20 protein-coding genes are annotated in these 21906 nt (G+C 41.0%); 18 read left to right on the top strand and 2 right to left on the bottom strand.

Features of this window, described 5'->3' with window-relative positions; translation table 11 throughout:
- Positions 1-295: 295 nt before the first annotated feature.
- The 12 genes from A1232T_RS11360 to lpxC all read left to right on the top strand — a co-directional run bounded on the left by A1232T_RS11360 (position 296) and on the right by lpxC (position 14233).
- Complete coding sequence (locus A1232T_RS11360) at positions 296-1183, top strand: SDR family oxidoreductase (RefSeq protein ID WP_077449517.1); 888 nt, start codon at positions 296-298, stop codon at positions 1181-1183.
- A 115-nt stretch (positions 1184-1298) separates the two neighbouring features.
- Entirely contained in the window at positions 1299-2306 is a 1008-nt protein-coding gene (locus A1232T_RS11365) for a hypothetical protein (protein ID WP_077449518.1), read from the top strand.
- Between the two features lie 148 nt (positions 2307-2454).
- Positions 2455-3129: an orotate phosphoribosyltransferase gene (gene pyrE / locus A1232T_RS11370; protein ID WP_077449519.1), complete on the top strand. Its 675-nt coding sequence runs from the start codon at positions 2455-2457 to the stop codon at positions 3127-3129.
- 180 nt (positions 3130-3309) lie between these two features.
- Positions 3310-4281, top strand: a complete 972-nt coding sequence (gene gshB, locus A1232T_RS11375; protein ID WP_077449520.1) for a glutathione synthase — start codon at positions 3310-3312, stop codon at positions 4279-4281.
- Positions 4282-4517: 236 nt separating this feature from the next.
- The gene (locus tag A1232T_RS11380; protein ID WP_077449521.1) at positions 4518-4961 is read left to right on the top strand and encodes a DUF2147 domain-containing protein; all 444 of its coding nucleotides are present in this window, start codon (positions 4518-4520) and stop codon (positions 4959-4961) included.
- A 526-nt stretch (positions 4962-5487) separates the two neighbouring features.
- Entirely contained in the window at positions 5488-6564 is a 1077-nt protein-coding gene (gene murG / locus A1232T_RS11385; protein ID WP_077449548.1) for an undecaprenyldiphospho-muramoylpentapeptide beta-N-acetylglucosaminyltransferase, read from the top strand.
- 95 nt (positions 6565-6659) lie between these two features.
- A complete protein-coding gene (gene murC, locus A1232T_RS11390) occupies positions 6660-8090 on the top strand; it encodes a UDP-N-acetylmuramate--L-alanine ligase (RefSeq protein WP_077449522.1) in 1431 nt (476 codons plus the stop codon).
- A 122-nt stretch (positions 8091-8212) separates the two neighbouring features.
- Positions 8213-9199, top strand: coding sequence for a D-alanine--D-alanine ligase (locus tag A1232T_RS11395; RefSeq protein WP_077449523.1), 987 nt, complete (start codon positions 8213-8215; stop codon positions 9197-9199).
- Positions 9200-9426: 227 nt separating this feature from the next.
- The gene (locus A1232T_RS11400) at positions 9427-10308 is read left to right on the top strand and encodes a cell division protein FtsQ/DivIB (RefSeq protein ID WP_244152460.1); all 882 of its coding nucleotides are present in this window, start codon (positions 9427-9429) and stop codon (positions 10306-10308) included.
- 253 nt (positions 10309-10561) lie between these two features.
- Positions 10562-11854 (top strand): cell division protein FtsA, encoded by a 1293-nt coding sequence (gene ftsA, locus A1232T_RS11405; RefSeq protein WP_077449525.1) that lies wholly within the window; start codon positions 10562-10564, stop codon positions 11852-11854.
- A gap of 97 nt (positions 11855-11951) precedes the next feature.
- Positions 11952-13139, top strand: coding sequence for a cell division protein FtsZ (gene ftsZ / locus A1232T_RS11410; RefSeq protein ID WP_077449526.1), 1188 nt, complete (start codon positions 11952-11954; stop codon positions 13137-13139).
- Positions 13140-13339: 200 nt separating this feature from the next.
- Positions 13340-14233, top strand: coding sequence for a UDP-3-O-acyl-N-acetylglucosamine deacetylase (gene lpxC / locus A1232T_RS11415; protein WP_077449527.1), 894 nt, complete (start codon positions 13340-13342; stop codon positions 14231-14233).
- A gap of 295 nt (positions 14234-14528) precedes the next feature.
- On the opposite strand, the gene A1232T_RS11420 is transcribed toward lpxC, so the two are convergent.
- Positions 14529-15068, bottom strand: a complete 540-nt coding sequence (locus A1232T_RS11420) for a hypothetical protein (RefSeq protein ID WP_077449528.1) — start codon at positions 15066-15068, stop codon at positions 14529-14531.
- A 179-nt stretch (positions 15069-15247) separates the two neighbouring features.
- Between A1232T_RS11420 and A1232T_RS11425 the strand changes: the two genes are divergently transcribed.
- Positions 15248-16009 carry a CHAP domain-containing protein gene (locus tag A1232T_RS11425; RefSeq protein WP_077449529.1) on the top strand — a complete coding sequence of 254 codons (762 nt, stop codon included), beginning with the start codon at positions 15248-15250 and terminating at the stop codon, positions 16007-16009.
- 218 nt (positions 16010-16227) lie between these two features.
- Here the strand turns inward: A1232T_RS11425 and A1232T_RS11430 are convergent, their stop codons facing one another.
- Positions 16228-16563: a YhbY family RNA-binding protein gene (locus tag A1232T_RS11430; RefSeq protein WP_077449530.1), complete on the bottom strand. Its 336-nt coding sequence runs from the start codon at positions 16561-16563 to the stop codon at positions 16228-16230.
- A 378-nt stretch (positions 16564-16941) separates the two neighbouring features.
- Between A1232T_RS11430 and rlmE the strand changes: the two genes are divergently transcribed.
- The 5 genes from rlmE to A1232T_RS11455 all read left to right on the top strand — a co-directional run bounded on the left by rlmE (position 16942) and on the right by A1232T_RS11455 (position 21761).
- The gene (gene rlmE, locus A1232T_RS11435) at positions 16942-17574 is read left to right on the top strand and encodes a 23S rRNA (uridine(2552)-2'-O)-methyltransferase RlmE (RefSeq protein ID WP_077449531.1); all 633 of its coding nucleotides are present in this window, start codon (positions 16942-16944) and stop codon (positions 17572-17574) included.
- Positions 17575-17944: 370 nt separating this feature from the next.
- Complete coding sequence (ftsH, locus tag A1232T_RS11440; protein ID WP_077449532.1) at positions 17945-19846, top strand: ATP-dependent zinc metalloprotease FtsH; 1902 nt, start codon at positions 17945-17947, stop codon at positions 19844-19846.
- Positions 19847-20060: 214 nt separating this feature from the next.
- Complete coding sequence (gene folP / locus A1232T_RS11445) at positions 20061-20969, top strand: dihydropteroate synthase (protein WP_077449533.1); 909 nt, start codon at positions 20061-20063, stop codon at positions 20967-20969.
- A 131-nt stretch (positions 20970-21100) separates the two neighbouring features.
- Positions 21101-21370: an FAD assembly factor SdhE gene (locus A1232T_RS11450; RefSeq protein ID WP_077449534.1), complete on the top strand. Its 270-nt coding sequence runs from the start codon at positions 21101-21103 to the stop codon at positions 21368-21370.
- A gap of 19 nt (positions 21371-21389) precedes the next feature.
- Entirely contained in the window at positions 21390-21761 is a 372-nt protein-coding gene (locus tag A1232T_RS11455) for a hypothetical protein (RefSeq protein ID WP_077449535.1), read from the top strand.
- Positions 21762-21906: the final 145 nt, after the last annotated feature.

The raw sequence follows: 21906 nt of genomic DNA on the forward strand, positions 1-21906 counted from the left end.
TCTAAAAAACTGGAAAATCACTTTAAAGCCTTTGATTTAGCTTTCTTTTACATCAATCATGGGTATGTCTAATGTTAGCCTACTTTTTGAACCACCACCAAGATATAGACTATCTTTGATAGCATCAATTATAGTGTATGATTTAAAGATGATCAACAACTGTTTAGATACCTGTAACAATGTTTTTGTAGCCAAAGTCGCAAAAACTGAGGTATTAGTTACAAAAATGACCCAATCTAATTATGCTACCCTGAAATAGAATTAAAGCCCTATAATATTAAAAAAGGAGTCGATAGTGAGTCATTTTTCAACGGTAAGCTCCGATAACCTCAAAGAGCCCAACTTATTAATTATTGGTCAAGGCGACATAGGCTTAGCAGTAACCAATAGATTGGCTGAGCAACAAGTTAAGGTCACTGGCTTGGCCAGAGGAGAGAAGCACGCCTATGATTTACATCAACGGGCTCACTATATTCAAGCCGATGCGCTAAAGTTAACTGCAGATCAGATTAAAGATTTTACTCATATCGCAATAATAGTTACCCCCGACACTTATGAGGCAGATAACTATAAAAATACTTATTTAGGCATTGCACAGCACATTGCTGAACTGCAAAGCCAATTGCCGCAACTAACAAGGGTGGTGTTCATATCTTCAACCGGAGTGTATGGACAAGACAATGGAGAGTGGATAGATGAAACGGTTGAGCCACAGCTACCCAAGCGTGAAGCCTCCCAATATATCCTGCGAGCTGAGCAGGTACTGCAGCAAGCTTACGGTAATCGTGCCATAATTATTCGTCCCAGTGGTATTTATGGCAAGCAGCGCCTAATGCGGGTGCGTAAAGCAAAAGAAGCTGAAAAACAGCCGATGCCTCGCTATGCCTGGACCAATAGAATTATGGACATCGACTTAGTAACTATTATTACTCGGATTTTGACTTTATCTAAGTCTGAAGAGCTAAAGCCTATATATCTGGCCACCGATTATGCTCCAGTAACCTCTTTTGAGTTAACTACTTGGTTGGCTACACAATTAAATAGTACTGCGCCTAGTATTAAGCCTGGTAGTACTACGGAGACTCAACCCACTGGTAAGCGTCTGCATAGCAATATACCCCGTGACTGGCTACAGTTTCCTGATTGGCAAAGTGGCTATAGTCATATTTTACAATCTAAATAGAGGGCGGTAAGATAGCCGTTTATTTTGATAAATTCTAGTGGCTTTAATTCCCAATATACCATTGCCTAAAAAGCACGTATTATAGGTGGGGAATATATATAATAATGAGGGTAACTTGCGAACGGATAGTTTAAACAATACTGATAACGAAGACTTGATTGCTCAGTCTTTCTTACAAAATCAAATTGAGTATTCCGGAATGAGACATCCTAATTTTCATTCATCTATGGCCACTGTAAATCCCGATCGCCCTTTGACTGATATCCCCGAGCCTGCCCCTCGCTATCAACAAAAATTGGGTAAGTTATTGTCGCTGTACAATACTTCTCCTAAACAAAAAAATCTCGATGAAGCCTCTATGTGGCAGCTAATTGCCTCACCTGAGCTTGCTTCACATTTAGATTTGCTGCAGCTGGGTGGGCTAATTAATTTGCCGACTCAGTTTTTTGAGCCTAAGCCCAACTGTGAGGCGAAGCTTTTATCTCCTTTGACAGAGATGTCTTTATTAGATATTTCTGATATCTACCAAGTTTGTGCTAAATATCCAACTTTGACTCGTTATGGCTTTAAGAGTAGCAGTGAGACTCAAAAGCTAGTGGATACTAAGCCTGAAATGGCCAGTGATGGTAGTGCTAGCCACTTATCTCAAGTTATGCCAGAGATGATAAATGACTTGTTTGCCCCCAGTTGGGAGACAATCTTATATCCTGAGCGTTTTGATAATGAAGTGGACAGTTTAACCACTGATATATGGGCTTGTAGTACAGCGGTACATATCTTAAAGCAGTGTCAGACGCGTCAAAGTATCAATCGCAGTTTAACCGCAAAGCAGATATGTCAGCACATGCGTAGTTACGTTTTAAGCCAATGTAATGAGCATCCACAGTTTGAAAAACAGTACCGACAAATTAGATTGTTTGAGGGGCACGTTGTGGTAGCGGCCAGTTATTTAGGTCTCAATGTTGTTCATGCTAGCAAGCATTCATCAGCTTCTACTGTGAATAATAAAGGAGAGACTAGCGGCAATTTAGGACAGGCAATTTATATCACTGTCTCCTCTCAATCCTCCTTATTTATCCGATACCCCAACCTGAGTAGTTATTATATTAATGGTTGGTCATAAATAGCTTTATCAACACCTGCATTAACACAGCATAAGGGCTATAATACCGGCCTTTATTCAACTGATTTTGTGGTCAGGACTTTGGTTTAATAAGAGCTTATTAAGCTAAAAGTTAATATAAATTTTCATTGGTTTCATAGGATTATTCATGGCAGTTCCTCCTTCAACTAGCACATTTAGTAGCAGTGACTTCATTCAACTGGCTTTATCAAACGATGTTTTGAAGTTTGGTGAGTATGTCCTTAAATCAGGTCGTATTAGCCCCTACTTTTTTAATGCGGGTCTATTGGCAACAGGCGAGACACTTTCACTATTGGCCAATGGCTATGCTCAAGCTTTAGCAGAGCAAGTAAAGCAGTCTGAGAGTGATGAATTAGTTATATTTGGCGCCGCTTATAAAGGCATTCCTTTTGTGGCAGCGACCGCTCAGGCTCTGTGGAATAACCATGGTATCAATGCACGTTGGGGTTATAACCGTAAAGAAGCCAAGGATCACGGTGAGGGCGGAAATCTAGTCGGAGCCGATGTCAGTGGCAAAGCAGTGTGGGTCTTAGATGACGTAATTACTGCCGGTACAGCAATGCGAGAAGTGGTAGAAATTCTTAGTGCAGCGGGCGCAACTGTCGCTGGTATCATTGTGGCATTAGACCGTAAAGAGCGTGGCCAAAATGAGCAATCTGCCATTCAAGAATTGGCGCAAAGCTTGGAAGTTCCCGTTCAAGCCTTGGTAGATATAGACGATATCATTGATTATGTGGCCAAACATGGTGAGCCTAATCAGTTGGCTAAAATGCGTCATTACCGTGAGCAATACGGCGTTTAAGCCAATAGCCGATTAACAAAAGTGGATTAGCAAAACCTTGGTTTTGTATCGCTAATATCATTTTTTGTCAATTTTTTATACCCAAGCTGTCAATCTTAGGTTGGCAGCTTTATTATAGCTAGCCATAATATAACTATAATTATTTATCTGTCATAGGCAGTCTAATCGGAGTAACTTATCATGAGTCAACAATCAAACAATAAGCCACTGAATATTTTAGTGGTCATGGATCCTATTGAAACTGTTAACTATAAAAAGGATTCAAGTCTGGCAATGATGTGGTCTGCCAGTGATCGTGGCCATGATTTAGGCTACTGCCAAATTCATGATATGTGGTTGGATAGAGGTGAGCTTAAAGTAGATGCTCAAAAAGTAACCGTTCGTCGTGATCCACAAGATTTTTATAGCCTTGAAGAGAAGGTTACGCAGCCCATTACTGACTATGATGTGATTTTAATGCGCAAGGATCCGCCATTTAATATGCGCTTTTTATATAGCACGTATATGCTTGATCATGCAAAAAATGCTGGCGTGTTGGTGGTTAATGATCCGCAGGCCATTCGTGACTGTAATGAAAAACTATTTGCCACTTGGTTTAGTGACTTAATGAGTCCAACCATTGTGACCAGCAAACAATCTCATATTCGTAAGTTTATCGCTGAACAACAAGATGTCATCGTTAAGCCTTTAGATGGTATGGGCGGTACCGGTATCTTTAGACTAACAGCCGATAGCCCAAACATTGGTGCCACACTTGAAATGCTAACGGAGCTTGAGACACTGCCAATCATGGCTCAGCGTTATTTGCCTGAGATTAAAGAGGGCGACAAGCGTATTTTGATTGTTGATGGTGAGATTGTTCCCTTTAGCTTGGCTCGTATCCCAACCAAAGGGGAGACTCGAGGTAACTTGGCCGCTGGTGGCGAAGGCGTTGCTATGAAAGTAACAGAACAAGAAATGGCAGTGGCAAAACAAGTAGCCCCTATCGTTAAAGAAAAAGGGCTGATGTTTGTCGGTCTAGATGTTATCGGCGGCAAAATCACTGAAATTAATGTGACCAGTCCAACTTGTATTCGTGAAATTAATGATCAATGTGGTACGGATATCGCTACCGACTTAATTATCGCTATTGAAAACAAAGTAAAATCATAAGGTTACAGTCTTAAGTATTTTTGCGAAAAGCCTAAGTAGAAATAATGTAGCAATATAAGATTAAGTTTATGTAACAATTAAGTTAAATTTTTAGCGACATACACATTGATTTTTTGTTACAGTTCTCTATGATTGCTACTATTATGAGCTGTGAGCGACAGGCTTAGCCTTTGTCTAGAGTGATTGTTAATAGTAGCGCCATTAGCTTTTCAATTAGTTTGATACAAGGAAGTATTATGAACACTTTTGCAAAATCTCTTTTACTAACTGCTGGTTTAGCATTTGGTTTTAGTGCCGGTGCTGCTGACCAACTAAACAACACCAAATGGACTACTTATAATGACAATGGTAAGCCTGATGCGGTGATTCAGTTTAGTGAAAGCAACGGCAAGCTTTCTGCAAAAATTGTAGAAGTACTGGATCCTCGTGCAGCCAATAAGTCTGTTTGTGATACCTGTAAAGGTAAGTTTAAGAACAAACCTCTAACCGGAGCGACGGTACTTTGGGATCTTAAAGCAGATCCAAAAAACCCTAATAAATATGCGGGTGGTAAAGGTATTGAGCCTGAAACAGGCATGACCTTCTCAGGTAAAGCTGAGTTAAATGGTAATACCTTAAAATTACGAGGCTATAAAGGCATTTCCTTCATAGGCAAAACTCGTACATTAAAACGCCGTTAGGATAGGTTTGCTTAGCGTTAAAAGCTTAGTAATGGGTATGCGTTATTTGATTTGTTCAGTAAAAATTTCTGTTAGCTAGATAGTGATAGAGTATCGTAACATGTGTTTTTTTACCGTCATAACTGAGCAAATCTCTAAATTTGATACCCCCAAGTTTTGACCCAAGATTTTAGCCAAGCTGCGATTCATTCGTGGCTTGGTTTTTTGTTTTTATGCGATTTTGCTAGAGGCTGTTCTCAGTAAAATAACCGCTATTTTTTATTAAGAGCTTTATTAAAAGCTTTATTAAAAGTTTGAGCAAAAGCTTGAATAAAAGCCTGAGGGATTGGTGTAAAATAAAGTGCTTTGTGAAAAGCGCGTCATCGCCTAAGCTCATTATTTATGCTATGATTTTTTCAGTTTTCGTATAGACCTATTTTATCTAAAAAATCTAGGAGATTTTGCTGTGTCTGAGACCTCTGCTGTAAACAATACGCCTGAAAATAGCGTGCCTGCTAAGGCGGCAAATATCGCTCCAAATATATTGATGATGGCGGCAGGTACAGGCGGACATGTATTTCCAGCATTGGCAGTAGCAGAAGAGCTTACCAAGCGAGGTGCTAAGGTACACTGGCTTGGCACTCCTCAGGGTATGGAAAATGACTTGGTTCGCCCAGTAGGCTATACGTTTCACACCATCGATATGCAAGGCCTGCGTGGAAAAGGGATTGGTAGAATTTTAAAAATGCCTTTTACCCTATCTCAAGCCATGTTAGCCAGTATCCGAATTATCAAAAGAAATAATATAGATGCTGTCGTGGGCTTCGGGGGCTATGTTAGTGCGCCAGGTGGCTTGGCGGCGAAGGCAACTGGAACTCCGCTAATTATTCATGAGCAAAATGCCATTGCGGGAATGAGTAATCGCTACTTAGCTAAATTGGCTACCAAAGTGTTGCAAGCATTTCCTAATACTTTCGGGGATAGTGAAAGTCCAGAGAACCCTAAGCTTGAAACTGTGGGCAACCCAGTACGTGATGCTATCTGCAAAATACCTGGACCCGAAGAGCGTTATGACTTAAGTGATGATAGTCCGCTAAAACTTTTAGTAGTCGGCGGCTCGCTAGGAGCAGAAGCTTTAAACAAAACGGTACCGGCAGCTTTAGCACAGATAGATAAGCCAATTGCCGTCTATCATCAGTGTGGTCGCAATAACTTAGCAAGCACTCAAAACAATTATGGCCCAGTAGACAGAACCGTGCATAATGTTACGGTTAAGCCTTTTATCGATAATATGGCCGATGCCTATGCTTGGGCCGATGTGATTGTGTGCCGAGCAGGGGCTTTGACCGTTACTGAAGTACAAAATGTGGGCTTAGCGGCTATTTTTGTGCCGCTACCTCATGCGGTAGATGACCATCAAACGGCTAACGCACGGTCTTTGGCCATTGAAGATGCGGCTTATCTGATACCACAAAGTAAATTAACGCCAGATTATTTAGCTCAGACTTTGTTAGATTTGGATCGAGAAAAGTGTAAAAAAATGGCTGAAAAAGGTAAGGCCTTAGCCAACCCTGGGTCTACGGTCATGACAGCTGACTTTATCTGGAATCAAATTACCAAATAAGCTTGTCTTTTGTAGACTGGCTGAAAAAAATTAAATGAGCCTGTGGATGGCCACAGCCCAAAATTCGTTTTATCTATTAGAAAAAAGAGATCTATATGTCAAAAACACATCTGCGCAAAAGATTAATTGAGATTCCTGAAATGCGTCGTATTAAGTGTATTCACTTTATCGGCATTGGCGGGGCAGGGATGTGTGGAATCGCCGAGGTAATGAAAAACCAAGGCTATGAGGTCAGTGGCTCAGATATCAAAGAAAGTGCGGTCACGAAAAGACTGCAAAGTTTAGGCATTCACGTCTTTATCGGTCATGATTCCAAAAATATCGCAAACGCAGATGTCATCGTGGTGTCTTCAGCGATTGATCGCGAAAACCCTGAGATTCAAGCTGCCCTGAAGGCTCAGCTTCCTGTGGTACGTCGTGCAGACATGCTGGGTGAGTTGATGCGTTATCGTCATGGTATTGCCGTTGCTGGTGCCCATGGTAAAACCACAACCACCAGTCTGCTAACCATGATGATGACAGAAGCAGGTCTAGACCCTACTTATGTTATTGGCGGAAAACTTAATGCTTCTGGTAAGAATGCTTCGTTAGGCGAGAGCCGTTATTTAATTGCAGAAGCGGATGAGTCGGATGCTTCGTTTTTAACGCTACACCCAATGGCAGCGATTGTCACTAATATTGACCAAGATCACATGGAAACTTATGGCAATAGCTTTGATAAGCTAAAAGCTGCCTATATCCAGTTTTTACAAAACATGCCATTTTATGGTTTAGCTGTGGTCTGCGGTGATGACAAAGAGCTTTACGCTATGATCGATGATATCGGTCGACCTGTATTGACTTTTGGATTTGAACCACACAATAATGTTCAAGCCACAGATGTACGCGTGGAAGGGACTAAGACCCACTTTACTGTATTACGTAAAGACCATGAACCGCTACAACTGACGCTAAATATTCCAGGTCAGCACAACGTATTGAATGCCCTAGCTGCAATTACGATGGCAACAGATGAAGGCGTTGATAACGAAGCTATTAAACGTGCATTGGCTAAATTTGCTGGCGTAGGTCGCCGTTTTGAGCAGCAAGCTTGTGTTAAAAAAGACGATGGCGATGTGCTATTAATTGATGATTATGGCCATCACCCAGTTGAGGTTGCCGCCACTATTAAAGCTGCACGTGAAAGTTATCCAGAGCGCCGCTTAGTTATGTTGTTCCAACCACACCGTTATAGCCGTACTCGCGACTGTTATGATGATTTTGTGGCTGTATTATCGCAAGTAGATGAGCTCATGCTATTAGACGTTTATAGTGCAGGTGAGACACCTATTGTCGGCGCTGATACTAAGTCACTAGCACGCAGTATTCGCTTACGTGGTGAGGTCGAGCCAATGATCGTTGATAAAGACGAGTTGGCACCAGCCATGCAGCGAGTCTTAAAGGCAGGCGATATGTTAATTACTCAAGGGGCGGGTAATGTGGGTCAGCTTTGCCAAGAGTTGGCTGCCAACGACCTTTATATTTAATTTGTAACTATTATTATTAGGCTTTAAAGCTAATTTTACCTATACTATTTAAAAGTGGACTGCATGCGCTCTGTGTATCTGTCCACACTGATTATTATTTGCCACAACTCTAACTGTTTAAGATGCCTATAACTATGACTCAATCTGTTGCCAACTCAAATTCAAATAATGATTCTACTCAAGCCAATGCAGCCACTAACGACCCTAGTGTTTTTGGTAAGGTTGCTGTTGTCTATGGTGGTAACAGTAACGAGCGTGCTGTTTCCTTAGACAGTGGTAGTGCGGTATTAAAAGCTTTACAGTCGCAGGGCGTTGATGCCACGCATTTTGATCCAAAAGATCAGGACGTTACTGAGCTAAAAAACTATGATCGTGTCTTTAACGTTTTGCATGGTCGTGGGGGAGAAGATGGTCAGCTACAAGGGCTACTTGACTGGTTACAGATTCCACAAACAGGCTCAGGTGTCTTAGCTTCTGCTATTGGTATGGACAAGGTTCGTACGAAACAGTTGTGGCAGGGTTGTGGTCTATCAACCGCTCCTTTTGCGGTTCTAAATCAAGACACCGATTGGCAGCAAGTAGTCAGTGCCTTAGGTTTACCATTAATGGTGAAGCCTGTGCATGAAGGCTCAAGTATTGGTATGAGTAAAGTGAATACTCTAGATGAGCTGCCAAAAGCTTTTGAATTAGCTTCAGGGTGTGGAGATGTGGTTATGGCTGAAAAGTGGATCACAGGCCGTGAATTCACTATCGTCATTATTGATGATGAAGCCTACCCGGTGATTCGTTTGCAACCTGCAGATGTTTCTAACTTCTATGATTATGAAGCTAAGTACAATCGCAATGATACGATGTACCACATCCCATGTGGCTTAACCGAAGAAGAAGAGACTCATTTACAAGAGTTAAGCTTAGCCGCCTTTAGAGCCGTGAATGCTAAAGGGTGGGGACGAGTCGATGCCATGCAGGATGAAGAGGGTAACTTCTGGTTATTAGAAATCAACACCGTACCTGGCATGACCAGCCACAGCTTAGTACCTATGGCGGCTAAAGCACGCGGTATGGACTTTGAGCAACTTTGCTGGCACATTCTGGCTCAAACTTTATAGTTTGCAATAGGATAGAGAAGACAAGTAAGCAGTTCATATTCAAAGCTACTTGTCTTCAAACTGTCCTTAATACGGTTTATGAGCAATCGTTTTAGTCATAACAGCGACATGAGTAACTCTTTTATTTCTCATATCGCTTGTTCTGTCATAAATTGATACATGCTCACTAAACATAGCCGCTATCGCTGCTTGAGCAAATACGTTACAATTATGAGTTATTAGACAAAATGGATACTACGGCTGCTTCTGTGAATAAAACTGCGCTGAACCCAAGTAAATTTCTATCCGCTAAAATGTGGATTACTATTACGGTAGTTTTATTTGTTGCTATTTTTTTCGTGGTATCAAATAGAATTTATAACTCGCAGCCTGCAAAAGTGGTTGTGAACACTAAAAATCTGGATGCTGCTCAGTACGAAACCTTAGATAAGGTAATGGGCAAAAAAGAAGCAGGTAGCTTCTTTACAGCTGTATTGCCTGAGCTGAAAGATCAAGTGATGGAGCAGGACTGGATCAGCCAAGTTGATATTGAGCGTAAGTGGGGAGAAGGCATTGTTATCACAGCCTTACCACGAGAAGCGATAGCACGATTTGGCAGTGAGCATTTAATTGATTCACAAGGGAAGGTTTATAAACCTGTCACTGAATCTGAATTGCTTCAGCCTGGACTGATAATGTTGCAAGGGGATGCTGATCAGTCCACTTTGATTATGCAGCAAATGCAACAGGTCAATCAGTGGTTTGCTCCGCTAGAGATGCAAGTAGAGGATTTGGTGCTGACGCCTCGTATGACTTGGGCCATCAAATTTGATAACGGGATGCGTATTATTGTAGATAATGAGCATACTTCCCAAAAGCTAATGAACTTAAGCCAATTATTGCAAAACCAGTTGGCAGATAAAAAAGATAATATCGCCTCTGCAGATTTACGTTATAAAAATGGCTTTGTTATTGATTGGAAAGCGAATGTAGAAGAGACGACCCCCAGCTCTTCAACAAATGATGAGGCAAAATCGCAGCCCCCCAGTAAAGAAAATATAGTAGAAGAAAAAGTAACGGGAACAGCAGCGCAGGAAGCAAGTGCTGAAGAAAGTGAGATACCACTTTAATTTAAAGCCGCCTCAAAGTTGATTTGAAGCGGTTTTATTTAGTAATTTGAACTTGAAAATTATTAGCTAAGATAGGTCATAAACAGGTAAGATTTGTTTTTTTAAAGCTCCTGGTATTTAGCTAGTATGTTGGATAGGCTTATAGCGATATTTAGAAAAACCCTAATTTAACCTTACTGTTTTATTTAGGGCTTATTAGTATAGTTTTATACTAGTAGACCCGCACAGTACGCACATATATGTTTTAAACTTTATGAGTAAATCTGAAAATCTTCTCGCCGTCATTCATTTAAGCGCCACTGCAGTATATGTCGTGGTGGGCAATGTTGTTTCTGAAACAGATATACGTATTAAGGGTGTTGGCGAGATTCCTACTGAAGATTTTCAGCAAGGTCAGATTAAGCATTTTGATCGCTTAAAAAGCTCTATTCGTCAAGCCATTATTCAAGCTGAAGAAATGGCAAACTGTCGTATTCACAGTGTGTGGCTAACCTTATCAACCCCTGAGTTGCTAAGCAGTAATGGCTTTGGAGCAGTGGATATAGAGCAAGGTGTGGTAGAAACCCAACATATTGTGAAAGCTTTGAGTTTGGCCAAGGCCAGTGTCTTACCCAATACTCATTATCTTATGCATCACTGTCAGCAAGGTATCTTTTTAGATAATAAAGAGCAGATGGTAGATGATGCCATTGGCATGTATGCCAATAAAGTCACTGTCATGTATCACTTAATGATGATGCCAGTGTCTAGTAGACAAAATATCCAAAAGTTGATTCAGGCCTGTGATATCAGTATTGATCATATGTTGTTCGATGCCGTATCAAGTGCCGAATATAGCCTAATGCCCGAAGAACGTGAGCAAGGGGTTTGTTTAATTGATATTGGCGCAAGCAGCACCAGTGTTTGTGTTTATCGTGAAAACAAACTCATATTTACTCACTGTATTCCAGAAGGTGGCAATAAGGTAACTATGGATATATCTGCTGACTTGAATCTCACGATGATGGAGGCTGAAAAGCTGAAAATCCAGAGAGGGACAGTAGATACTCGTGATGTAGATCCTACTAGGTTTGAAACATTCCCAAGAGTAGGTATGGCTGATGAAGCAACTATCAGCATGTTACAGTTGGCTCAAATTATTGAAGCTCGCTATATTGAAATTTACCGGATTATTTTCCAGAAGCTAGCTGATGAAGGCTTGATGGACTACTTACAGCGTGGTGTTATTCTAACAGGCGGTGGCAGTCAGGTTCGTGGAATGGTACGTTTTTCAAAGCGCTTGCTAGAGATGCCTGTGGTAATGAGCAATCCGCATGATGCCATTACAGCTTACACTCACTTTGGTGATGATGATAAGGTTAAAGAGTTGAATTTGAGGGTAAGTCAGCGTGCCTTACAAACCGCTTATGGTGCCTTGTTATATAGTCAAAGCGAACAGTTTAAGCACAGTGAAAAGAGTTCACCAGAAGCATTAGAGATCAATAAGCCTAATAAATTTAGCACCTTCAAACACAATTTGAGTAATTTTTTCAAAAGCATAATATAATTTCTCTATATTTTAATTTTTCATATTTCACAGTCATTATTTAGTTCTCACTTATGAATAAGTAAACTGACTAAATAGATGGCCTCAAGGAGTGATAATGTCTAAGTACACAATGGCTAGCAATGGCCACGATTTAAACAATGGTCAGGCGCGTTTCACAGTTTTCGGTGTAGGTGGTGGCGGTGGTAACGCTGTTGAACACATGGTTCAGCAAGGCGTTAAAGGCGTGACCTTTGTTTGTGCCAATACCGATAAACAAGCTTTAGATAGACTAACTGCTGATAATAAGCTACAACTTGGTGCACAAACTAACCGTGGTCTTGGTGCTGGAGCAAACCCTGAAGTGGGTCGTGAAGCTGCAGAACAAGATGAAGACGCTATCCGTGAGCTGCTTAAAGACTCAGACATGGTATTTATCACTGCCGGTATGGGTGGTGGTACGGGTACAGGTGCAGCGCCTGTGGTAGCTCGTATTGCTAAAGAAATGGAAATCTTAACTGTGGGTGTTGTTACCACTCCTTTCAAATTTGAAGGCGGTAAGCGAATTAAGGCTGCTAAAGCAGGTATCGATGCTTTATCAAACTTCGTAGACTCTATCATTACCATTCCAAACGATAAGCTGTTAAAAGTATACGGCAACATCTCAATGCAAGAAGCTTTCAAAAAAGCAGATGACGTATTGATGCATGCGGTACAAGGTATTGCTCAGACCATCTCAAGCGAAGGTGTGATCAACATTGACTTCAACGATATCCGCACTGCTATGACAGCTAAAGGTCATGCGATGATGGGTATTGGTCGTGCTAGTGGTGAAGACCGTGCGCGTCAAGCTACTGAAAAAGCCATTCGCTCACCTCTATTAGACGATTTGGTATTAGAAAACGCCAAAGGACTAATCGTAAACGTAGTGTCGTCTGAATCAGTAACGCTAGCTGAGCTAAACGAAATTACTGAAGTAGTAAACGACATTACAGATATTGAAGAAGCCAACATCTTTATTGGTACTGTGATTGATGAGAAGCTAGGCGAAGACTTACACGTAACCGTCATTGCTACCGGCTTAACCTTAGATCAGAGCCCAGCGAATGAGCCAATGCCTTCAGCGACCAGTGCTCACACTGTGGATCGTTCAACGCATACCAGTGCTTTCAACGCACAGCAAAAGTCGCAGCCACAGCCTCAAAGTCAGCCAGCAGGTCCAGCAACTACCACTACGACTGCACAGCCTGCAGCGACTAAGACGAACAGCATTCAAGACTACTTAAAGCGTCAACAGAATCGTTAATCGCTTTAAACGCTAAAAAAGTCTGTAATAGTAAAAAGCCAAGCTTAAGCTTGGCTTTTTTTGTGTGTAATTGTTGAGGACTAAGGTAAATATTAAGCCTTATAAGCTATCTTAACGAGCTACTGTGTTAAAATTCCCTTATTGAAGTTATCCGTGCCGAGCACAGTAACTAACAGTTAAGTAATAAGAGTATCAACTTTATGAAACAACGGACTTTAAAGCAACCTATTGAAGTAGTCGGTGTGGGCTTGCACAGTGGACAGGATGTCACGCTTATATTGGAGCCTGCAGATATCAATACAGGCATACATTTTCTACGTACCGATATAGACAATGCCCCTTTAATTGCTGCAGATGCATTTTTAGTTACTGATACCGTCATGTCCTCAAACTTAGTGGTGGACGGAGTTAAGATTGGCACTGTCGAGCATTTATTAAGTGCCTTAGCGGGCCTGGGTATAGATAACTTGCTAGTCAAAGTTTCCGATGCTGAGATTCCTATCATGGATGGGAGTGCAGCAAATTATGTAGAACTGGTATTACAAGCAGGGATTGAAGAGCAGTCAGCTCCCAAGAAATTTTTAAAGATCTTAAAGACAGTGAGGGTAGAAGAGGGGGATAAGTCTGCACAATTAGAGCCTTATGACGGTTTTTGTTTAGATTTCCAAATCGAATTTGATCATCCTGGTATTCCTCAAGATACTCAGCATTACCAATTTGAGTTCTCTTCTAGCAATTATATTGAGAATGTGGGTAATGCTAGAACTTTTGGTTTTATGCGCGATATTGAATATCTCCAAAAAAACAACTTAGCTTTAGGCGGTAGTTTAGATAATGCTATTGTGCTTGATGATGAAGGTATAGTTAATAAAGAAGGGCTGCGTCATAAGGAAGAGTTCGTACGCCATAAGATTTTAGATGCCATTGGCGACCTATATTTGGCAAAATATCCACTAATTGGTAAGTTCTCAGCCTATAAATCAGGGCATGATTTAAACAATAAACTGGTTAGAGCGGTGTATAGTGACCCTGAAAACTTTGAAATTGTAACAATTTATGACACAAGTGATTTTGCAATTGACTATAAATTATAAAAATCAAGGGTAAATTGAAAATATTTCTTCGATTTTTTAAGTTATTTTCTAGTTTAAAGCAACATTGTGGAAATATAGAAAAAAGCGAAACTTAGGTTTCGCTTTTTTTTATCAAAATTTTATCATTGCTTGCACAATCCAAACATTTTCAATACTTATAAGCTGTGCAGGGCATAAAAATAGTGCACTAATAAGGTATGAATTCACATTTTACTTATGACTGGGTTTTAAAAAACAAACGTTCACAACCAATAACACCACGATTAGTTACATAATAAAACATTATAGAAAGTTTCTAGTCAGGTTTAATCAGACGTTTTAGAGAGGCTTTTAGGCGCTCATCTTTAATGACATGCTCTAATGTGTGTGTTATAGTTCTTTTCGTTGTTTCGGTGAGGCCACGTTTATCATGGCTTCCACCCTTACTAAGAGCTAAGTTCGATTGATTTGAATGCAAATTTGAGTAATCCTGATTTTCATTTAAGTGGTCAATCGAAGCAGGGTAAGTAACGATTACATCTATATTTTTTAGTACGCTGAATGTAAGAGATTGTTCTTTTAGTATATTAATTAGGTTGTTTGATTGGTATCGAAGATGGTTTGCCGCAGTTTGAGACTGCACAGAAAGCACTAACAAACCTTCTTCATACTTGACTACCCACAGTGATTTTAGAATCTCTTCTGGTAGTCCTCTTCCTAATAAAGCTTTCATCTCTTGGGTTAGTTGATTCAGCTCAGAGCATTTCTCACTTAAAGACTTTGGCAAGGAAGACGCTGCAGACTTTTGATGATCAATACGCTTTGCTAGATGATTAGGTTTTAATGGGTTTTGCATTGCAGGCCTCAAGCTTAATTTATAGATGAAGTTATCACTGAGTATATAGATAGCATAAACGGTTGCTAAGTCTAAATATAGGCTGTTTCGATAGGTCGTTTGTTTGTTAAATGAAGATTAAGAGGCTATTTGACAGGTAGGTTGAATAGTACATAGAAAAGGTTAATTCTGGGAGCGTTATGAAAAAGTCACTTATTATTTTGTCGTTAATGGGGCTAAGTGCCACACAAGTAAATGCATCGGTTCAACAAACCTTTGAGTCAGCTGCAAGCTCTTCATTAGCTTCAGTTAGTAATGCTTCTATTACGCCAAGCACACCGGTAAGAACATATAAAGTAGTAAACAATTTCTCTAACATTACTTCTAATACCACTGAACGTGTTCAGAATATCGAATACTTAAACAGTCAAGCACAACAGAAGAATGACGAATTAGCCCAACTGGCTAAGCAGTTAGAAAGTAAATACAGTACTTCAACCTCGTTTGCTACATCTGCAAACAACCCTAACTTCTCTTCTGGTCGTTTGACCAGCTCAGCGCCTCCTGCTTTGGCTGCTGCTCGTGCCGCTCGTGCTGCACACTCTAGAACCATTGGCCTATGTGCACGCTATGTTCGTCAAGCGTTACAATCTGCAGGTTATGAGTTCACGCCTAATCCTTCAGCTTATCAATACGCAACCCGTGGTACGTTAGCACAAGCAGGCTTTGTTAAGCTTAGCAATGATAACTATCAGCCACAAGTTGGTGATGTTGCCGTATTTAACCGCTCTTCTAGAAACCCACATGGCCACATTCAAATTTATGATGGTTCACAATGGGTATCAGACTTTAGACAAAACAAGTTCAGCCCATACAGCACCCATAACGGTTATAGCGTATGGCGTGATGGTCGTTACTTAGATGCGACGAACCAAGGTACTTACTTAGCGATGAACGATTAATAGTCTAGCTGTTAGTTACAGGCTTAGTCGCTAGTAGTACAGAAAAATCTCATTTATATCTAAACGTATTAGATAAATGAGATTTTTTTTGATTCTTAAATTAAGCAAGCTTAGATAAAAAAATATTGGATAAAAACAATAAAGGCCGCTATATAGCGGCCTTTATTTTAAATAGTTGGTTTTTAAATATCTATTTTTAAAGTCTCTAGCAAGAATGATTAATCGCTATAACGACTTAAGTTAGATAGCTTAGGGTTAGCATTTGGGTTGCGGCGTAATAATAGAGCCATGCGACCAATACTATGAATAAGCTGGGCACCTGTTTTTTCAGCCAAATCACTACTAAATACTTCGCGTTCTTCTTTAGTGCCTGGTGGTGTTTTAATCTTAATCAGCTCATGATCGTTTAAAGCGCGATCTAACTCTTCTACTACTGAATCGCTCAAGCCTTTGTTGCCGATAGTAACGACAGGCTTTAGTTCATGACCAATGCCTTTTAGGCGGCGTAATTCAGTATTGTCCAATGCAGGACGTTTGTTTTTTGCATTACTCATATTATCTCAGTATTAATTATTAGGCCTAACTTAACCAGCCTTGGAAAGAAAAATATTAGATAGGGTCGATAAGACGCTACCTAAGCGGAATCTTTCGCTTAATCTCTATATAGTCATAGAATTTGTAAAGCGAATCAGAGTCACAGGGGCATTATAAAGAAAGTTATGGTCTATTGCATGATGAGTTTGTAATGCTGGCTAAATTTTATTGGGTTATTTACATTTAGATTGCTCTTAGGTCTGAGTCTGAGGTATTTAGGTGGATAACAAACCTTTGTTAGGCCCTAAGCTTAATAGTTTAAATAATGTTAGAATTGGTTTTAATTGATTGGTTTTAATTAATAGTTACCCCGTCTCTATATATACAGTGAGGATATTTTGGCAACCCGGATTACTAATAAGACATTATCTAAAAGCAGTAAAGCTTGGATGAAAGAGCACCTTGATGACCATTATGTGCAGTTGGCTCAAAAAGAGGGCTATCGTGCTCGTGCTGCCTACAAGTTATTAGAAATTAACGAGAAGACCAACCTAATTAAAAAAGGGATGACGGTCGTTGATTTGGGTAGTGCACCAGGCAGTTGGTCTCAAGTCGCTGGTAGACTGGTAGGGGACAGTGGCATATTGATTGCTTCTGATATCTTGCCTATGGATGCGTTGGAAAACGTTACTTTCATTCAAGGTGATTTTAGAGAAGAAGAAGTATTTGATCAGCTGATGAGTGAAGTGGGTGATAGACAGGTAGATGTGGTGTTGTCAGATATGGCGCCTAATACTTCTGGTCACACCGCCGTAGATCAGCCACGTATGATCTATCTGTGTGAGTTGGCCGTAGACTTCGCTCTTAGAGTACTTCCTAAAGGCGGATCTCTGGTAATGAAGGTGTTCCAAGGCGAAGGGGAGCAGCAGTTACGCCAGCAGTTACAGTCTCAGTTCTCTAAGGTACGTACTATTAAGCCTGCCGCCTCTCGTCCTCGCTCAAAAGAGGTATTTTGGGTAGCCACCAAGTAAAGTAAGGTATCAAGCAGATATAGTAATCCAAGGTAGACACTTAAACCTAATTGAATAGTGCTGATAAGGCAGTATTGAAGGTGGGTTAAATAAGTTAATCTATAATTTGGATATTATTATCTGCTTTATCCTTGATAAATAAGTACACTGGCCTAATAAAGATAAGTATCAGCAATGGTTCGTTAAAATTGTATTTTTAAGGGCGCTAAGCTCAGCTGGAAATATTATAAAAAATTAATGACAGAATCATCAATACGTGTATTAACACGGTGACGAGCCATAATTGTTTTTTTGTCTCATGCTATAATGCAAGATTAGGCAGAATTTTGAATACATCAACAAGTAAGGGATGGTATAGCTTGTGAGCGACATGGTAAAAAATACCTTATTGTGGCTAGTTGTTATCGGCGTATTAGTGCTGGTATTTAGCAACTTTGATAGCAGTAATGAGCCTGATACGCTCAATTACTCTGAGTTTGTAACTCAAGTCACTGAAGACCAGATTAAAAGCGTCAAGATCGATGGTGAACAAATCACCGGCGAAAAAGTTAACGGCTCGGAATTCGAGACCGTTGTACCTGCCGTGGCTGACGATGAATTAATGCCTACATTACGTAAGCATAACGTTGAGGTGCAGGGCGCAGCCCCTGAGCGCCAAAGCATTATGCTGCAGTTATTAATTGCAAGCTTCCCTGTTCTGCTTATTATCGGTATCTTCTTATTCTTCATGCGTAACATGCAAGGGGGCGCAGGTGGTAAAGCCGGCGGACCTATGAGCTTTGGTAAATCTAAAGCGAAGATGTTGGGCGAAGATCAGATTAAAGTTAACTTTAGTGATGTCGCAGGCGCTGAAGAAGCCAAAGAAGAAGTGGTTGAAGTTGTTGATTTCCTAAAAGATCCCGACAAATTTACCAAGCTTGGTGCTACTATTCCTCGCGGTATTTTGATGGTAGGTCCTCCAGGTACTGGTAAAACTTTGCTTGCTAAAGCCATTGCCGGTGAGGCGAAAGTACCTTTCTTCTCAATCTCAGGTTCTGATTTCGTAGAGATGTTCGTCGGTGTGGGTGCTTCTCGTGTCCGTGATATGTTCGAACAAGCTAAGAAGAATGCGCCTTGTATTATCTTTATTGATGAGATTGATGCGGTAGGTCGCAGCCGTGGTACCGGTATGGGCGGCGGTAATGACGAGCGTGAACAGACCCTTAACCAATTACTTGTTGAGATGGATGGTTTTGAAGGCAACGACGGTATTATTGTGATTGCCGCAACCAACCGTGCTGATGTACTGGATAAAGCGTTATTACGCCCAGGTCGTTTTGACCGTCAAGTGCACGTAGGCTTGCCAGACATCAAAGGTCGTGAAGAGATTTTAAAAGTGCATTTACGCAAACTGCCTTCAACGGTTGGTGTTGATGTGAATGCACTGGCTCGTGGCACGCCTGGCTTTAGTGGTGCTCAGATTGCCAACTTGGTTAACGAGGCAGCTTTATTTGCGGCGCGCCGTAATAAAACCAGTGTCGATATGAATGACTTCGAAGACGCCAAAGACAAACTATTTATGGGCCCTGAGCGTAAGTCTATGGTGCTGCGTGAAGAGGAGCGTCGTGCAACGGCTTATCATGAAGCGGGCCATGCTTTAGTAGCAGAGATGCTTCCAGGCACTGACCCTGTGCATAAAGTAACTATTATGCCACGTGGTTGGGCGCTAGGGGTCACTTGGCAGCTGCCAGAATTTGACCAAACTAGCTTAGATAAGTCTAAAATGCTAAACGACATTGCCATCTTATTTGGCGGCCGTATTGCAGAAGAAGTGTTTGTGAATCAAAAGACCACAGGGGCCTCTAACGACTTTGAGCGAGCCACTAAAATGGCAAGAGCAATGGTAACCAAGTATGGTATGTCAGATGCGCTAGGCATCATGGTGTATGAAGAAGATGATAGTTCTCAAGGTTATTTTGGTGGTATGACTCGTACTATCTCTGAAGCCACACAGCAAAAAGTGGATGAAGAAATTCGTCGTATCCTAGAAGAGCAATATGATATTGCCCGCGAAATCATCGAAGCAAATAAAGACAAAATGCATGCGATGGTTGAAGCCTTGATGAAGTGGGAAACGATTGATCGTGATCAACTACAAGATATCTTAGCTGGTAACGATCCTCGTGAACCTCGTGATTATCAACAAGAAAAGGATGTGACCCCTAAAAAAGAAGAGACAGATTCTTCAGATTCACCTTCAGGGCCTACACCTCCTCCTTTACCAGCCATGTAAGGGTGACAACCAGACTTAATAAAAAAGGCATCTTCCATTGAAGGTGCCTTTTTTGTGTTTATCTAACAAAGCAGGGGCTAGTATTGCACCACTATTACCCTGCATATCTGCTAAAATAGGTCGGCTATCAAGGCAAGAGCAGTCATAATAAAAAGACTGCCAACTGGCCTATAATTTAACTTGAAACCTGAAAAACAAAAGAATAATTACTATTATGCAACTACATCCTTTTCCCGATACGATTATTGAGACCCAAACGATAACAGCACAATCTAAAGCGCAACCTAAACAATTAGACTTGTCTCAGCCGCATGTTATGGGCATTTTAAATGTGACACCTGACTCATTCTCAGATGGTGGAAAGTTTAATACCGTAAATACAGCTTTAACCCACTGCGAGCAGATGTTAAACGAAGGGGCGACCATTATTGATATTGGGGGTGAATCTACCCGTCCTAATGCCAGCCCAGTGACAGAAGAGGAAGAGTGCGCGCGTGTGGTGCCTGTGGTAGAAGCGATTCGCCAAAAGTTTGGTGACGAGGTGTGGTTGTCTATCGATACCAGCTCACCAAAGGTAATAGAGCAAGCGGTACAAGCGGGGGCAGATATCTGGAATGATGTTCGAGCATTGAGCCGAGAAGGTGCCCCGGAGATGGCGGCAAAGTTAGGTATCCCCGTGGTATTAATGCACATGCGTGGTGAGCCGACTACCATGAATGCCAAAGCCCAGTATCAAGACGTCTTGCAGGAAGTGATTGCTGAGCTCAAGCAGCGTATTGACTGTGCTGAGCAAGCGGGTGTCAAACGTAGCCATATTATTATCGACCCTGGGTTTGGCTTTGCTAAAGACTATGAGCATCATAAGGTTTTATTAAATCAGCTCACTGAGCTACATCAATTACAACTGCCTATTTTATTTGGTATCTCTCGTAAGCGCTTCTTGGGGGAGGTGCTTAACCGTACTGAACTGCTTGCCTTTAGTGAGCATCAAGCCACTGATAGAGATGGGGTGGGTATGGCGGCTGCTTTATTGGCTTTTCAGCAAGGCGCGAGTATCGTGCGCACTCACAATGTGGGATTGACCATGCAGGGACTTGCTCTATGGCAACAGCTTAATGGCTAAGCTAGCTAATTAGCTTAATAACTCGGTGAATAGTGAGTTTGAAGGTTAGCAATAGCCAATAAATAAACCTGATAAGCGTATTAACCGAATCTTTTATTTTAATTTATATGACATCTAGGAGTAGTTTTAAAATGACACAACCAGAACCGACCAATGAGCAGCGTAGGGTTATCTATCAGGCCCGTCGTGGTTTAAAAGAGCTGGATTTTTATATTGACCCTTACGTTAAGCAGTACTACTTAACCGCTGATGAGCAGGAGCAGGCCACTTTCTCTAAGCTGTTAACTTATGAGGATCCTGATTTACTAAATTACTTTATGAATCAAGATACTCCAGATGATCCGAAAGTAGCTGAACTGGTTTTAAAACTAAAAACCTTACAGCATGGTGATTTATCCTAATTCTCCTAAGATCAATGATATGAGTACGCAGCTGGTGATTAAGATTGCTGCCACCAGTAACTGGCAACGTTTATATAGCTGTGGTTTTCTTATGATGGTGCTGCTGATAATCAGTATAACGGCGATTCCTATTTATGGGGTGTTGGCTGTGTTAATGGTAGGGGTGCTGCTTTGTCTCTTAATTGAAAAGAACAGAGGCACTCAGCCATTACACATTACAGGCTGCAATATTGATGAGGTTAACGGCTATTGGCAGCTACTTACCCAAGGCCGTCATCAGCCCATACTTTGGCAAGCAAAGCTAATGTCAACCCAAAGTTTTGCTCATTGTGTACAGCTGATATTTGATACGGAACAACCCAGGCAACAACGGGAAGCGATTTTAATTTGAAAGGATCAGATAGAAGCTGACACTTGGCGTAAACTCAAAGTTCTAACTCGGTGGGGTTAAACCTTAAGCTAGATTCAAAATAGTGCGATAGGTTTGTTAGATAACAAGTCGTATAAAAATAGCTTGTGAAAGCATACGGGATTAA

Origin of the sequence: Psychrobacter pasteurii (assembly GCF_900162815.1) — a bacterium.
GTDB classification, from domain to species: domain Bacteria; phylum Pseudomonadota; class Gammaproteobacteria; order Pseudomonadales; family Moraxellaceae; genus Psychrobacter; species Psychrobacter pasteurii.